Origin of the sequence: Sphingobium sp. BYY-5 (genome assembly GCF_022758885.1) — a bacterium.
Lineage (GTDB): Bacteria > Pseudomonadota > Alphaproteobacteria > Sphingomonadales > Sphingomonadaceae > Sphingobium.
Window position 1 is genome coordinate 125,899 of record NZ_JALEBH010000001.1, and the last position, 13,617, is coordinate 139,515.

General features: G+C 63.5%; 16 protein-coding genes and 1 tRNA gene. 10 read left to right on the top strand and 7 right to left on the bottom strand.

Annotated elements, in window-relative coordinates; all coding sequences use genetic code 11:
* Nucleotides 1-31: 31 nt before the first annotated feature.
* Together MOK15_RS00715 and MOK15_RS00720 are read right to left on the bottom strand one after the other, a co-directional pair.
* On the bottom strand, nucleotides 32-721 hold the full coding sequence (locus MOK15_RS00715; RefSeq protein WP_242929830.1) for a helix-turn-helix domain-containing protein: 690 nt from the start codon (nucleotides 719-721) through the stop codon (nucleotides 32-34).
* Nucleotides 722-823: 102 nt separating this feature from the next.
* Nucleotides 824-900: transfer RNA gene (locus MOK15_RS00720), tRNA-Arg, on the bottom strand.
* A gap of 70 nt (nucleotides 901-970) precedes the next feature.
* Between MOK15_RS00720 and MOK15_RS00725 the strand changes: the two genes are divergently transcribed.
* On the top strand, nucleotides 971-1,690 hold the full coding sequence (locus MOK15_RS00725; RefSeq protein ID WP_242929831.1) for a queuosine precursor transporter: 720 nt from the start codon (nucleotides 971-973) through the stop codon (nucleotides 1,688-1,690).
* Here the strand turns inward: MOK15_RS00725 and truA are convergent, their stop codons facing one another.
* Together truA and fmt are read right to left on the bottom strand one after the other, a co-directional pair.
* On the bottom strand, nucleotides 1,691-2,434 hold the full coding sequence (gene truA / locus MOK15_RS00730; RefSeq protein ID WP_242929832.1) for a tRNA pseudouridine(38-40) synthase TruA: 744 nt from the start codon (nucleotides 2,432-2,434) through the stop codon (nucleotides 1,691-1,693).
* A 93-nt stretch (nucleotides 2,435-2,527) separates the two neighbouring features.
* On the bottom strand, nucleotides 2,528-3,436 hold the full coding sequence (gene fmt, locus MOK15_RS00735; protein ID WP_242929833.1) for a methionyl-tRNA formyltransferase: 909 nt from the start codon (nucleotides 3,434-3,436) through the stop codon (nucleotides 2,528-2,530).
* Between the two features lie 53 nt (nucleotides 3,437-3,489).
* Between fmt and recR the strand changes: the two genes are divergently transcribed.
* From recR to MOK15_RS00755, 4 genes are all read left to right on the top strand, one after another.
* Nucleotides 3,490-4,086, top strand: a complete 597-nt coding sequence (gene recR / locus MOK15_RS00740; RefSeq protein ID WP_242929834.1) for a recombination mediator RecR — start codon at nucleotides 3,490-3,492, stop codon at nucleotides 4,084-4,086.
* A 44-nt stretch (nucleotides 4,087-4,130) separates the two neighbouring features.
* Nucleotides 4,131-4,661, top strand: a complete 531-nt coding sequence (gene def / locus MOK15_RS00745) for a peptide deformylase (protein ID WP_242929835.1) — start codon at nucleotides 4,131-4,133, stop codon at nucleotides 4,659-4,661.
* Between the two features lie 151 nt (nucleotides 4,662-4,812).
* Nucleotides 4,813-5,448 carry a DUF4126 domain-containing protein gene (locus tag MOK15_RS00750; RefSeq protein ID WP_242932588.1) on the top strand — a complete coding sequence of 212 codons (636 nt, stop codon included), beginning with the start codon at nucleotides 4,813-4,815 and terminating at the stop codon, nucleotides 5,446-5,448.
* A 12-nt stretch (nucleotides 5,449-5,460) separates the two neighbouring features.
* Nucleotides 5,461-5,742 (top strand): GlsB/YeaQ/YmgE family stress response membrane protein, encoded by a 282-nt coding sequence (locus MOK15_RS00755; RefSeq protein ID WP_242929836.1) that lies wholly within the window; start codon nucleotides 5,461-5,463, stop codon nucleotides 5,740-5,742.
* Nucleotides 5,743-5,865: 123 nt separating this feature from the next.
* Here MOK15_RS00755 and MOK15_RS00760 read toward each other — a convergent pair whose 3' ends face one another.
* Complete coding sequence (locus MOK15_RS00760) at nucleotides 5,866-6,492, bottom strand: DUF937 domain-containing protein (RefSeq protein WP_242929837.1); 627 nt, start codon at nucleotides 6,490-6,492, stop codon at nucleotides 5,866-5,868.
* Between the two features lie 162 nt (nucleotides 6,493-6,654).
* Between MOK15_RS00760 and MOK15_RS00765 the strand changes: the two genes are divergently transcribed.
* The gene (locus MOK15_RS00765) at nucleotides 6,655-7,047 is read left to right on the top strand and encodes a DUF3597 domain-containing protein (protein WP_242929838.1); all 393 of its coding nucleotides are present in this window, start codon (nucleotides 6,655-6,657) and stop codon (nucleotides 7,045-7,047) included.
* A gap of 324 nt (nucleotides 7,048-7,371) precedes the next feature.
* The gene (locus tag MOK15_RS00770; protein ID WP_242929839.1) at nucleotides 7,372-7,521 is read left to right on the top strand and encodes a hypothetical protein; all 150 of its coding nucleotides are present in this window, start codon (nucleotides 7,372-7,374) and stop codon (nucleotides 7,519-7,521) included.
* A 61-nt stretch (nucleotides 7,522-7,582) separates the two neighbouring features.
* Here MOK15_RS00770 and MOK15_RS00775 read toward each other — a convergent pair whose 3' ends face one another.
* Together MOK15_RS00775 and MOK15_RS00780 are read right to left on the bottom strand one after the other, a co-directional pair.
* Complete coding sequence (locus tag MOK15_RS00775) at nucleotides 7,583-9,385, bottom strand: acyl-CoA dehydrogenase C-terminal domain-containing protein (protein WP_242929840.1); 1,803 nt, start codon at nucleotides 9,383-9,385, stop codon at nucleotides 7,583-7,585.
* Nucleotides 9,386-9,433: 48 nt separating this feature from the next.
* Entirely contained in the window at nucleotides 9,434-9,844 is a 411-nt protein-coding gene (locus MOK15_RS00780; protein WP_242929841.1) for a MerR family DNA-binding transcriptional regulator, read from the bottom strand.
* A gap of 202 nt (nucleotides 9,845-10,046) precedes the next feature.
* Between MOK15_RS00780 and MOK15_RS00785 the strand changes: the two genes are divergently transcribed.
* The 3 genes from MOK15_RS00785 (at nucleotide 10,047) to MOK15_RS00795 (ending at nucleotide 13,615) form a co-directional block, all read left to right on the top strand.
* Nucleotides 10,047-11,669, top strand: a complete 1,623-nt coding sequence (locus tag MOK15_RS00785) for an NAD(P)/FAD-dependent oxidoreductase (RefSeq protein WP_242929842.1) — start codon at nucleotides 10,047-10,049, stop codon at nucleotides 11,667-11,669.
* 103 nt (nucleotides 11,670-11,772) lie between these two features.
* Entirely contained in the window at nucleotides 11,773-12,804 is a 1,032-nt protein-coding gene (locus MOK15_RS00790) for a phosphoribosylglycinamide synthetase (protein ID WP_242929843.1), read from the top strand.
* 1 nt (nucleotide 12,805) lies between these two features.
* A complete protein-coding gene (locus MOK15_RS00795; protein ID WP_242929844.1) occupies nucleotides 12,806-13,615 on the top strand; it encodes a nucleotidyltransferase family protein in 810 nt (269 codons plus the stop codon).
* The last annotated feature ends 2 nt before the right edge of the window (nucleotides 13,616-13,617 follow it).

Here is a 13,617-nt window from a genome sequence, read left to right on the forward strand (position 1 = left end):
TTACGTCTTGCGAAGCAAGTCCATCGCCCTTTTAATCTTCTACCCCTGGATAGTGTCGGGACTTCCGACTAGCGCTATCCCGCTGTTCGAGGGCGTTGCCCAAAGAATTTAAACGCGACATGAGTGTGGGATCGTCAGCCCTCTTAGGCTGCGATTGCAGGCCTTCTGGAGCCTTCCCGCGCCGTTTGATGAGCTTCCGACGCATTGCCGCCTTGAACGTTGCCCAGACCCGTCTGGGAGCCTGGCTGATGTCGAAATAAAAGGCATTGCTAATCTGTTCGCGCTGGGGGCCAGCCTGGCCGACTGTTTCAGCGACGATCGTGCGGCGGACCCAGCGAAGGCCCAGCCACTTCGCGAATCGCTTGCACGCCTCGATAGCTGTGGCGCGATGACAGCCCGCGCGATCGGCGAGTTCTTGATAACTCGGGTCGAGTTGCCCGGTTTTGAAATCCATCAGCTTGAGAAAGCTAAGTAGGATTCGGCGGTCGCCATCCTGAAGCCGATCACTTTCCTTGTAGCGGGTGACGCGCTGATCATGCAGCAACTCGTCAAATGCCTGAAGGACGGCACCGATCCAGTCCCAGCCATGGCGGACAGGTTGAAAAACCTGCGCGCGCTTGTCATCGATATCGTAGCTGTTGCGACGCGGAGTGCGTTTGCGGTCGGGGTCTTTGCGGTCTGCAAAGGCGCCAGCGATGTCACCGAAGGAGAGCGCCGTCATGCGTGCGCCCCTTGGAAACCGTTGAAAATGATAGGTTGTGTCTTGCGTTCGGTGAGCACAATATGCCCCTCAGAAACGCAAAGCGCCAATGTATCTTTTCGTTGGCGACCCCGGCAGGATTCGAACCTGCGACCATCCGCTTAGAAGGCGGATGCTCTATCCAACTGAGCTACGGGGCCGTGCCGCCTGTCGCGATAGCGGGCGTTACCACTGCTTGCAATCACCTGACCACAGGATAAGCATGGTCGCATGAGCAAGGGGACGCTTCGCAGGGTCGATGCCGGGCAGTTGGGCACGCGCCCGCTGCGCTATTATGATTTCCTCATGGCGGCGTTCGTTGCCATCCTGCTGCTGTCCAACCTGATCGGCGCGGCCAAGCTCTCGACCCTGGGCGGCTTCACCTTTGGTGCGGGCATTCTCTTCTTTCCCCTGGGCTATGTGCTGGGCGACGTGCTCACCGAAGTCTATGGCTATGCCCGCGCGCGCCGCTGCGTCTGGGCGGGCTTCGCCGCGATGCTGTTCATGGCGTTGATGAGCTGGGTGGTCGTTGCGCTTCCCCCGGCCGATGGCTGGCCCGACCAGAAAGCCTATGAGGCGGTGTTTGGCAGCACCTGGCGGATCGTCTTCGCCTCGCTCTGCGCCTTCTGGGCGGGCGAACTGGTCAACAGCTTCGTCCTCGCCAAGATGAAGCTGCTGACGCAGGGCCGATATTTGTGGACGCGCACCATCGGTTCGACCGTGGTAGGGCAGGGGGTCGACAGCCTGCTCTTCTATCCGCTCGCTTTCTATGGCGAATGGACCAACGCGCAGGTGCTGACCGTGATGGTCACGAATTGGGCGATGAAGGTTTTGTGGGAAGCGGTGCTGACGCCCGTCACCTATGCGGTGGTAGGGTTCGTCAAGCGGCGCGAGGGGCTGGACATCTACGATGGAGCCACCAACTTCACGCCCTTCAAGACCAGCCTCTAGTCAGCCCGGATAATCGGCCCGAACGAAATAAAGCCCGTCCGGCGGCGCATTGAGGCCCAGCGTCGCCCGGTCCTTCGCGTCCAGCGCCGCGCGCAGATCATCCGGTGTCCACCGCCCCATGCCGACCAGCGCCAGACATCCGACCATCGAGCGCACCTGATGGTGCAGGAAGGATCGTGCCGCCGCATGGATGGCGACGCGGTCGCCCTGGCGCTCTACCGCCAGCCGGTCGAGCGTCTTGACCGGGCTTTCCGCCTGGCAATGGGCCGATCGGAACGTTGTGAAATCGTGCAGTCCCACCAGTATCTGCGCCGCCACATCCATCGCGCCGGTATCGAGCGGCTGCACCACCCGCCACATCAGTCCCCGTTCGAACGTCAGCGGCGCGCGGCGATTGACGATGCGATAGACATAGGATCGCCCGATGCAGGAAAAGCGCGCGTGCCAGTCGTCGGCGACCGGCTCGCACGCCAGGATCGTCACCGGATCGGGCCGCATCTTCGCGTTCAGCGCCTCCATCAGGCGGAAGGGGGCGATGTCCTTTGCAATGTCCGCATGGGCGCGCATGGCAAGGCCATGGACGCCCGCGTCGGTGCGGCCGGCGGCGTGGATGACCGCGCGTTCGCCGGTGACGTGGAAGATCGCGTCCTCGATCGTCTGCTGCACACTGGGGCCATGGGCCTGGCGTTGCCAGCCCATGAAGGGGCGGCCGTCAAACTCGACGGTGAAAGCGAAGCGGGTCATAGGATAGGGGGCGTTCGTTTCGAGCGAAATCGAGAAAGCTGTGGCGCAGCGCTAGCCGCTTCTCGACACGCTCGAAGCGAACGGAGGTAGCATTTACCCATCCACCCGGCTCCCCGCCGGCATCTCATAGCCGCGCAGCAATTCGCCCGGCGTCATCGCCGCCTTGCCCGCGCGCTGGATCAGCGTCGGGCGGATTGCGTCATGGCCGCAGCCGATCAGCAGACTGTCGTCCAGCAATTCGCCCGGCGTTCCCGCATGATGCTCGATATGGGCGGTGAGGATGCGGAAGCGTTCGCCGCGATATTCGAAGAAGGCGCCGGGGAAGGGGTTGAAGGCGCGGACCTGCCGTTCGACCTGATGCGCGCCCTTCGCGAAATCGACGCGCGCCTCGGTCTTGTCGATCTTGGCAGCATAGGTGACGCCTTCTTCAGGCTGGACCATGGCCGGATGGAGTGCGATGTCGTCGAGCACTTCGACCATCAGGTCCGCGCCGGCCCGCGCCAGTTCGGTGGTCAGCGCGCCGGCGGTTTTGTCCTCGATCGGGGTGATATGCTTTGCGCGCATCGGCCCGGTGTCGAGGCCTGCCGCCATGTCCATGATCGTTACGCCGGTGACATTGTCGCCCGTCAGGATCGCGCGCTGGATCGGCGCGGCGCCACGCCAGCGCGGCAGCAGCGAGGCGTGGATGTTCATGCAGCCATGGCGCGGCGCATCCAATATGGCGCGCGGCAGGATCAGCCCATAGGCGGCAATCACCGCGACATCCGCCTTCAGCGCCGCAAAGGCGGCCTGCACATCGGCATCCTTGAGCGAAAGGGGCGTGCGGACTTCGATCCCCAATTCCTCCGCCCGGACGTGGACGGGGGAGGGGCGCAGCGCCTTGCCGCGGCCTGCCGGGCGCGGCGGCTGGCTGTAGACAGCGGCGATATCGTGCCCCGCCTTCATCAGTGCGTCGAGTGCCGGGACGGCGAAATCGGGGGTGCCCATATAGATGATACGCATGGTGGCCTCTCAAACCCCTTGTCTCCCCGACTTGCAACCCCTTATCTCACGATATGGCTTCTCCCGAAATCGAAGCGCTTACCCAGGCGCTGTCCCGCTTGCCCGGTCTTGGCCCGCGTTCGGCGCGGCGCGCGGTGCTGCACCTGCTCAAGAAACGCGAAGGCGCGATGGAGCCGCTGCTGCGCGCGCTGGAGGCGGTGAACGACCGGCTCGTCACCTGCCATGTCTGCGGCAATGTCGACACGGTCGATCCCTGCGGCATCTGCGCCGATCCGCGCCGCGACGCCCGCGCGCTTTGCGTTGTGGAGGATGTCGCCGACCTGTGGGCGCTGGATAAATCGCGCCTCTTCCCCGGCCGCTTTCATGTGCTGGGCGGTCGGCTTTCCGCGCTGGAGGGGGTGCGGCCGGAGGACCTGACCATCGACGCGCTGGTGGCGCGGCTGGAGCAGGGTGGCGTGGATGAGGTGGTGCTGGCGATGAACGCCACGCTGGAGGGGCAGACCACCGCCCATTATCTGGCCGAGCGGCTGGAGCGCTTCCCCATCCGCCTGACCCAACTGGCCCATGGCGTTCCGGTCGGCGGCGAACTGGACTATCTGGATGAAGGCACGTTGGCCCAGGCATTGCGGGCGAGAAGGCCGGTCGGATAGGCCGGTCGCTTGAAATAGCCCGTCGTTCCATCTATGTTCGGCGCATGGCCATTCTACCGATCCTTGAAGCGCCCGATCCTCGGTTGCGCACCATTTCCACGCCTGTCGCGGCGATCGACGACGATCTGCGGCAGTTGATCGACGACATGTTCGAAACGATGTACGACGCGCCGGGCATCGGCCTGGCCGCGATCCAGGTCGGCGTGCCCAAGCGGGTGCTGGTGATCGACCTGCAGGAACCCGAATCGGACGAAGAAGACGCGCCGCCGGTCAAGAAGCCGATGGTCTTCATCAACCCGGAAATCCTGAAAGGGTCGGAAGACCTGTCGGTCTATAATGAGGGCTGCCTGTCGGTCCCCGACCAGTTTGCCGAAGTGGAACGTCCCGCGGTGATCCGCGCGAGCTGGATGGACCGCGAAGGCCGCATCCATGAAGAACAGCTTGAAGGCCTGCTGGCCACCTGCCTCCAGCATGAGATGGACCATCTGGAAGGCATCCTCTTCATCGATCATCTGTCGCGCCTGAAACGCGACATGTTGTTGAAGAAGCTGAACAAGGCGCGTCGGGCGGCCTGATTACCTGAGCTGATCCACGCCTTTGCTGTGGATGAAAGCGCCTCAACCCTGCGGTTGGGGCGTTTTTCTTGTGTGCGGCAGGCGGCATTGCGCCACTTCTGGTAGGATGCCGTAAAATAGGTTAGGATGGCTTAGGTCAGGGGAGGCGGGTATAGACGCGCTGGCGCTTATCGGACTGGCAAGCAGTGTCAGCCTTCTGGCTGGATGGCGGCTATATCTTTGCATATTTGCCACGGGTCTGGCCATGCGAACCGGTTGGATCGCGCTGCCCGAACATCTCCATGGCCTTGCCATCCTCGCCAATCCGTGGGTGATCGGGGTAGCCGCAGTCGGACTGATTGCCGAATTTTTCGCGGACAAGATATTGTGGCTGGATTCCCTGTGGGACGGTGTCCATACGCTGGTACGCCCGATCGGCGGCGCTCTGCTCGCCATGGCGATCGTCGACCCACGGGACCCGACATGGCAGGTTGTGAGCCTGCTACTCGGCGGTAGCGCGGCGCTGCTGACCCACGGGGCGAAGGCGGGCACGCGCGCCGTCGTCAATACCAGCCCTGAACCCGTGAGCAATGTCGCTGTGTCCGCTGTGGAAGATACCGCGACGGGCACGCTGCTGCTGCTCGCGCTCTATAACCCGGTGATGGCGATAATCATTGCCCTGTTTCTGGCCGTTACAGCCATTGCCGTCCTGTTGCTGCTGCGCCGTCTCTGGCGGCGTATGCGCGCAATTTCATCGGGGGCATCCGATGGAGGAAAGGAACCGCCGCTGCCCATTGGCGGGTCTTGATTGTCGGTAGTAATGGGCGACGCAAGCAGGAGAACAGGAATGGAGTATGGGATTATCGGCTGGATTGTCGTTGGCCTGATCGCCGGCGCCCTTGCGAAGTGGATCATGCCCGGAAAAGACCCCGGCGGGATTATCGTCACGATATTGATCGGGATCGTCGGCGGCTTGCTGGGGGGCTTTATCGGCTCCAAAATCGGCATTTCTGGCGGCAATATCGTCAACATCCTGCTGGCGACCGCGGGTGCTATCATCCTTTTGTGGATCTACAGGCTGGTCAGGGGCCGGGTAGCCTGACGGTCATCAACCCGGTTCGAAAGATCGGAGCGTTTCCGCTCAATGTGGAAACGCTCCGGAGCTGATCCGGATGTGCAAAGGGGAGAGGAGCCATGCTCCTCCCCCCTTTTTTAAATGGCGGGATCAGCGTCCGGTGAATTTCCGGGCCATGCCCAGAATATCGTCAAGAGGATTGCCGTCCCCATTGAGGTCCAGCATCGAACCCAGTCCGCCAATGCCTCCGGCAGCAGGCGCCTGGCCCGCATTGCCCGGCTTTCCACCCAGAATACCGCCCAGGCCTCCGCCTCCAAGCAACCCGCCAAGCAGGCTGCCGAGGCCGCCGCCTGCGCCACCCGCCACCGCGCCACCGGCCTGTTTGGCCATCGCGCCGGCCACCAGCATCGCGACCATCGGCAACATCTTCTTGAGGATGGAGGTGTCAATGCCGCTTGCTGCCGAAGCGTGCTGCGCCACGGCTATCGATCCTTCCTTGGACCCGAACATTTCCCCCAGAAGGGCATTGCCGGAATCCACTGCAGTCGGTTGCGTCCCCACCACATTTTCAAACAGGCCGCCGCCGCCCAGGCCTCCGATCATGCCCAAAAGGCCTTCGACACCGGCCGGCTGATCCTGTGCCGATCGCTTGAAACCACCGAGCACGGCGGGCAGCAATGCCGCCACGCCCGATTGCGCCACATTGGCGGGAACACCCAACTGGCTGGCAATTGCGTCGATGCCGCCGCCCTGACCGATTATCGCCTGAATATCCATGATACCCTCCCAGTCCCGTCTCTCCGCCGATAAGTCGGCCCGGCACGTTAGCATGAGTCGCGATAGCGACGCGATTACTTTACATAGTGGCTGGATCGCGTCACCGCTTGCGAGTCGACAGATGATTACTTGCGGTGGGTTGATCTTAGGAAGGAGTAGCCCATGAGCATTTTCGGCAAGATCAAGGATGCAATCTTCGGCAAGAAGAAGGAACCTGAAGCGGCTGCGGCCGCCCCGGCTGCTCCCGCAGCGCCACCGGCGGGCGCCGCTGCCCCGGCCGCGCCTGTTGCGATCGGCGAAGTCGATGTGGAAAAGATCCTGAGCGAGACGGCCGCCAGTAGCGGGAGCACGCTGAACTGGAGAAGCTCGATCGTCGATCTGATGAAGCTGCTCGGCATCGATTCGAGCCTGGGCAACCGCAAGGAGCTGGCCACGGAACTGGGTTATACCGGCGCGCTTGACGGAAGCGCGGAGATGAACATCTGGCTCCACAAAGCGGTGATGCGCGAACTGGCCAAGAATGGCGGCAAAGTCCCGACCGCGCTGACCGATTGAGCTGAGCCTGACGTATGAGAAGAAGCAGAGCTGGCGGAGTGATCCGCCGGCTCTTTCTTGATTGAACGCCTCCGAGAAGGAGCAGAGGTAAATTTGATCCTCCCCTTACAGGGAGGATTGTTACGTCCATTTTTGGCCGCCTCCCTCTTTCTCAAGGGCCGCCCAGGAAAAAGCGGAATCCCGGATCAAGGCGGACCTTGTCCGGTGCGGGGGAGATACATTTCCTGCAATCGCCTTCGAACGTATTGCATTTGCGAAACAGCCCGCCGAAGCGCAGATGGATTGTGATGCTGCAATGCAGCAATTCACTATCGAGGCTGTAAGATGTTTTCCCTGCTGTCGCTTTATTTCGCCTATCGTCGCGATGTTGTGGTTGCCGAGCGCTATATCGCCGGTCTCGCCAAGGCCCAGGCCGAGGTCGCCGATACTGTGACCCCGACCCCGATCGAAGAGCAACTGCCGCTCGCGGCCTAATCCATGCGAAAAGGGCGGCCGAATGGCCGCCCTTCGCGTGATTTCCGATAGTTGCCCTGGATCAGGCGGCCAGGAACAGGTCCGGATCGAGCGCCATCAGCGCATCGGCGCCGCCCTCGATCTTCCGCCGCAGCGACCCGGCATCGGGCATGACCCGTTCGGCAAAGAAACGCGCCGTCACCAGCTTGGCTTCCAGATATTTGGCGTCGCCTTCCCCCGCGTCGATCAGGGCGGTGGCGACCTTGGCCATGCGCAGCCACATCAGGCCCGTCGCGACGATGCCGAGGATGTGCATGTAGTGATGCGCGCCGGCCCCGGCATGTTCGGGGTTCTTCATCGCATTCTGCATCAGCCACATGGTCGCCGCGCCCAACTGGCCGCTGGCCTTTTCCAGCGCTTCGGCCAGGCTTGCCAGCTTTTCATTGCCCTTCGCCTCGGCGACTTCATCGCCGACCATCTTGAGGAAGGACTGGAGCGCACGGCCACCGTTTGCGGGCAGCTTGCGGCCGACCAGATCCATCGCCTGCACGCCGTTGGTGCCTTCGTAGATCTGGGCGATGCGGGCGTCGCGCACATACTGCTCGACGCCATTTTCCCAGATATAGCCATGGCCGCCGAACACCTGCTGGCAGGCGACCGCCACGTCGAATCCCTTGTCGGTGCCATAGCCCTTGACCACCGGGGTCAGAAGCTGGAGCAGGTCGTCGGCCGCCTGCCGCTCTTCCTCGGTCGCCGCATGATGTGACAGGTCGACCTGCAACGCGGTCCACAGGATCAGGGCGCGTAGCCCCTCCGTGATCGCCTTGGCTTCCATCAGCATCCGGCGCACGTCGGGGTGGACGAACAGCGTGTCGGCCTTCTCATTCGGTTCCTTGGGGCCGGTCAGGGCGCGTCCCTGGCGGCGGTCCTTGGCATAATGGACGGCGTTCTGGAAGGCGATCTCCGCCTGGCCCAGGCCCTGGAGGCCGACGCCCAGCCGCGCCGCGTTCATCATGATGAACATGGCGGCCAGGCCCTTATTCTCCTCACCCACGATCCAGCCGGTCGCGCCGTCATAGTTCATGACGCAGGTCGCGTTGCCGTGGATGCCCATTTTATGCTCGATCGATCCGCAGGACACAGCGTTGCGATCCCCCAGCGATCCGTCATCACCCACGAACAGCTTCGGCACCACGAACAGGGAGATGCCCTTGCTGCCTTCGGGCGCGTCGGGCGTCTTGGCGAGGACGAGGTGGATGATATTTTCCGCCAGGTCATGCTCGCCCGCCGAAATGAAAATCTTGGTGCCGGTGATGGTATAGCTGCCATCGGCCTGCGGCACGGCCTTGGTCTTGATGAGGCCGAGGTCCGTGCCGCAATGCGGTTCGGTCAGGTTCATCGTGCCGGTCCATTTGCCCGACACCATGTTGGGGATATAGCGCTGTTGCAGTTCGTCGCTGCCCTTGGCGATGATCGCCGCGACCGCGCCCGCGGTCAGGCCATGATACATTTCGAACGCCTGATTGGCCGACAGCACATATTCGTCCACCGCCGTCGCCAGCACACTGGGCAGGCCCTGTCCGCCAAATTCCGCGGGTCCGTGGATCGTGGTCCAGCCGCCCTCGACAAACTGGTCGAAGGCCGCCTTGAAACCGGTCGGTGTGGTCACGCTGCCATCGGGATGCCGAGTGCAGCCTTCCTTGTCGCCCACCGCATTCAGGGGGAAGAGGACTTCGGCCGCCATCTTGCCGCCTTCGGTCAGGATCGCCTCGACCAGGTCGGGGGTGGCGTTCTCGAAACCGGGAAGGTTGGCGTAGCGGTCCAGCCCGACGATATGCTCCAGCACGAAGCGGGTGTCACGAACGGGGGCGGCATAGCTGGGCATGATCTTCTCCTGATATATTCTTTAGGTCCCCCCGGTTGGGGGGAGGGGTTATCTTGCTTGGATCGTCTCGACGAAGCTGGCCAGTTCGGCGATGGCGGCGTCGATATCATCCTTCTGCCGGGTCAGCAGGTCGATGCGCGCCTTGCACTTGTCCACGGTGACGCGGCGCTGTTCCTCATGCGCTTCGTCCGCGTCGTAAAGGTCGATCATCTCGCGGATTTCGGTCAGGCTGAAGCCCACCCGCTTGCCGCGCAAAATCCAGGCGAGCCGGGCGCGGTCGCGGCGCGAATAGATGCGCGACAGGCCCTGGCGTTCGGGCGAGATCAGCCCTTCATCCTCATAGAAGCGCAGCGCCCTGGCGGTGACGTCGAACTCTTCCGACAGGTCGGTGATGCTGTAGCTCTGCCGTTCGCTATGGTCGGGCAGTTCGATGCCGGCGATGCTGCTGCGCTTGTCCATGATGCCGATGTAGCCCTGCTTTACGTTTACGTCAAGGTTAGTGAATGGGAGTCCATCCCGCCCCTATGATCCTTTTGCCCCAGCGGCACGCAGGGGCCAAGCCGCTACGGCAAGGAGGAATGAATGGAATGACGGACGCGAATGGGCGCACCTGTCTTGGCGAGGACTGGAGCGGCGGGCCGATTCAGACTATGGGCGGCCCATGATCCGTCTTTCCGGCCTGAAACTGCCCCTCGACCACCCGGCCGAGGCGATGCCCGTCGCCATCTGCGCCCGCCTTGGTCTCGAACCGCAAGAGCTGCGTGGCCACAGCGTCGTGCGGCGCGGCAATGATGCGCGTCGCAGAAGTGCGATCCAGCTTGTCTACACGGTTGATATCGATGTCGCCGACGAAGCGGCCCTGCTCGACCGCTTTGCCACGGACCATGATGTCCGCCCGACGCCCGACACCGCCTATAGCTTCGTCGCCCATGTTCCCGAAGGCTGGCAGGGCAAGCGGCCGGTGGTGATCGGCGCGGGGCCGTGCGGCCTGTTCGCCGGCCTCATCCTCGCGCAGATGGGGTTCAGGCCGATCATCCTCGATCGCGGCAAGGTGGTGCGCGAGCGGACCAAGGACACGTGGGGCCTATGGCGCCGCGGCGAACTCAATCCCGATTCCAATGTCCAGTTCGGCGAAGGCGGGGCGGGTACTTTCTCCGACGGCAAACTCTATTGTCGGGTGAAAGACCCGCGCTTCCTGGGCCGCAAGGTGCTGGAGGAGTTTGTCGCTGCCGGTGCGCCCGATGATATTCTCTGGGAAGCGCACCCCCATATCGGCACCTTCCGCCTCGTCTCCATGGTGGAATCGATGCGCCGCCAGATCGAGGCGCTGGGCGGCGAATATCGCTGGCAGCATCGGGTCGACGATCTGGTGCTGGAGCGGCAGGGCGACGGCACGCAGGCGCTGCGCGGTCTCGTCCTGCACAACGGCGATGTGATCGAGACGGATCATGTCGTCCTGGCGGTCGGCCACAGCGCGCGGCCGACCTTTGAGATGCTGCACCGCCGGGGCGTGCATATGGAGGCCAAGCCCTTCTCGATCGGCGTGCGCATCGAGCATCCGCAAGGCTGGATCGATCGCGCCCGCTACGGCAATTGCGCCGGCCACCCGGATCTGGGCGCGGCGGCCTACAGCCTGGCCCATCATTGCGACAATGGCCGCACCGTCTACAGTTTCTGCATGTGCCCCGGTGGGCGCGTGGTTGCCGCCACGTCCGAAGAGGGGCGCGTCGTCACCAACGGCATGAGCCAATATAGCCGCGCGGAGTTCAACGCCAATTCGGGCCTGGTGGTCGGCATCGATCCGGAGCGCGATTATCCCGGTGGGCCGCTGGCGGGCATCGATTTCCAGCGCCATTGGGAATCGCTCGCTTATGTCGCGGGCGGCTCTTCCTATTGGGCGCCGGGGCAGACGGTGGGCGATTTCCTTGCCGGGCGGCCTTCGACCGCGCTCGGATCGGTCGCGCCCTCCTACAAGCCGGGCGTCACCCCGACCGACCTGTCCCAATGCCTGCCCGGCTTCGTGATCGAGGCGTTTCGGGAGGCGCTGCCCGTCTTCGGTCGCCAGCTTGCCCATTATGATCATCCCGACGCGGTGATGACGGGTGTGGAAACCCGCACTTCCTCGCCGCTGCGGATCACGCGGGGCAAGGATTTTCAGAGCCTCAACGTCACGGGCCTTTATCCGGCGGGCGAGGGGGCGGGCTATGCGGGCGGCATATTGTCCGCCGCGATCGACGGCATCAAGGTGGCGGAGGGCGTCGCGCTGGCGATCACCGCCGACTGACATTTTCCCGTCATCGGGTCGTCACGGCTGCGCCGCCGTCCGGTCTTGGCTGCGTCATCGCCCGGTCAAGGCCCTGTCATGCGGCTGGGGCAAAAAGCCTCGCATGTTGACCCATATTGATCGCTGCGTGCGCATCTCGCTGGCCGACAAGGCTCGGCTGCGCGTCCTTTTTCTCGCCAAACATGCGCGGGCGACCGGCGCGCCCGATGTGGTGGACGGCAATCACGCCATCTATCATCATGAGATGCGTACCACGCTGGAGGATATCGGCCTCAATATCCGTGTCGCCAACAGCTATGAGGCGTTGTTCGAGCGGCCGGATGTCGATTTCGTTGTCACCCTGCTCAATCGCGGCGGCTTCCAGAATAGCGAGATGATGGCGCCGCTCCTGCTGAGCTGGCGCGACGTGCCTCATATGGGCGCCAGTCCGATCTTGCGCGGGGTGTCGGACGACAAATATCTGAGCAAGCTGATCGCTCGCGCCCATGGCGTGCCGACCATGCCGGCACAGATTTTCCGCCGTGGCGGCCTGCCCGCCGAACCGGCCTTTCGCGCTGAACGGCTGGTGGTGAAGCCCAACGCTTCCTCCGCCTCTTGGGGTCTCGCTATGGTCGATAGCTGGGCCGAGGCGCAGGCGCAGATCGATTATCTGCATGGCGAAGGGCATGACGTGCTGGTGGAAGCATGGGCGCCGTTGCTGGACGTCGCCGTGCCGGTTGTAGGCGGCAGCGGGGGGCAGCCCTGGATCTTGCCGCCGATGATGTACGTGCCCGCCGATCCGCATCGCGCGCGCAGCCATGAGGAGAAGCGCGGCCTGATCGACGCGGGCGACGATCCGCTGGTTCTGGTCGAGGATCGCGCGCTGCTCGGCCAGCTGGAGGATATGACCCGCCGGCTGCTGCCCGAACTCTGGCCGTTCGATTATGGACGGTTCGAATTTCGCTATGATCCGGTCAGCGGCGCGGCGCAGTTCATGGAAGTGAACCTGTCCTGCAATCTCTGGTCGAAGAAGACCATTTCGCGTTCGGCCCGGTCGATCGGGGTGGATCACCAGACGCTGGTCGAAACCATCATCGGCCATAGCCTGGAACGGCAAGGATTGCTGACCGAGGCGCCGTTGCGGGTCGCGGCCTGATATGGGCGGCCTCACGACCGCGTTGGTGCTGGCGGGCAAGCGTAATGGCGCGACCGATCCGCTGGCGCTGGAGGCGGGCGTCACGCATAAATGCCTGGTGCCGGTAGCGGGACAGCCGATGCTTGTCCATGTCATCGACGCGCTGGCGGCGAGCGAACGGATCGGCGAGATTCGTATCGCGATCGAGGAACCGCAGGTGCTGGACGGGCTGGCGCAATTGCGCGGGCTGATCGCCACCGGCCGTCTGGTGCCGATCGCGGCGCGACCCAATCTGGTCGATTCGGTTCTGGCGGCTGCCGAGGGCGCACATTTTCCCCTGCTCATCACCACCGCCGACAATGTGCTGCTGACCCCGCCGACCGTGGCCGAGATGCTGGATGGCTGCAAGGCGCAGGCCGCCGACGCCGGGGTCGCCTTCACCCGGCGCGAATCGGTGCTGGCGGCGCATCCGGTAGGACAGCGGAAATTCTACCGCTTCGCCGAAGACAGCTATTCCAACTGCAACAGCTATTGGCTGAAGGACCGTGCGGCGCTGGGAGCGGCAGAGACGTTCCGGTCGGGTGGGCAGTTCGTGAAGCATCCGATGCGCATCATCGACGCTTTCGGCCTGGTGAACCTCATCCGGTTCCGTTTTGGCCTGGGCACGTTGGCGGCGACGTTCGAGCGTTTCTCGCGCCGTTTCCGCATGACGATCGCGCCGGTGATCCTGTCGGACGGTGCTGTGGCGATCGATGTCGATGATGCCCGAACGCGCGGCATCGCGGCCGAACTGCTGGGTCAGCGCGCCAGCCTGATGCAGGCTGCGGAGTAAGA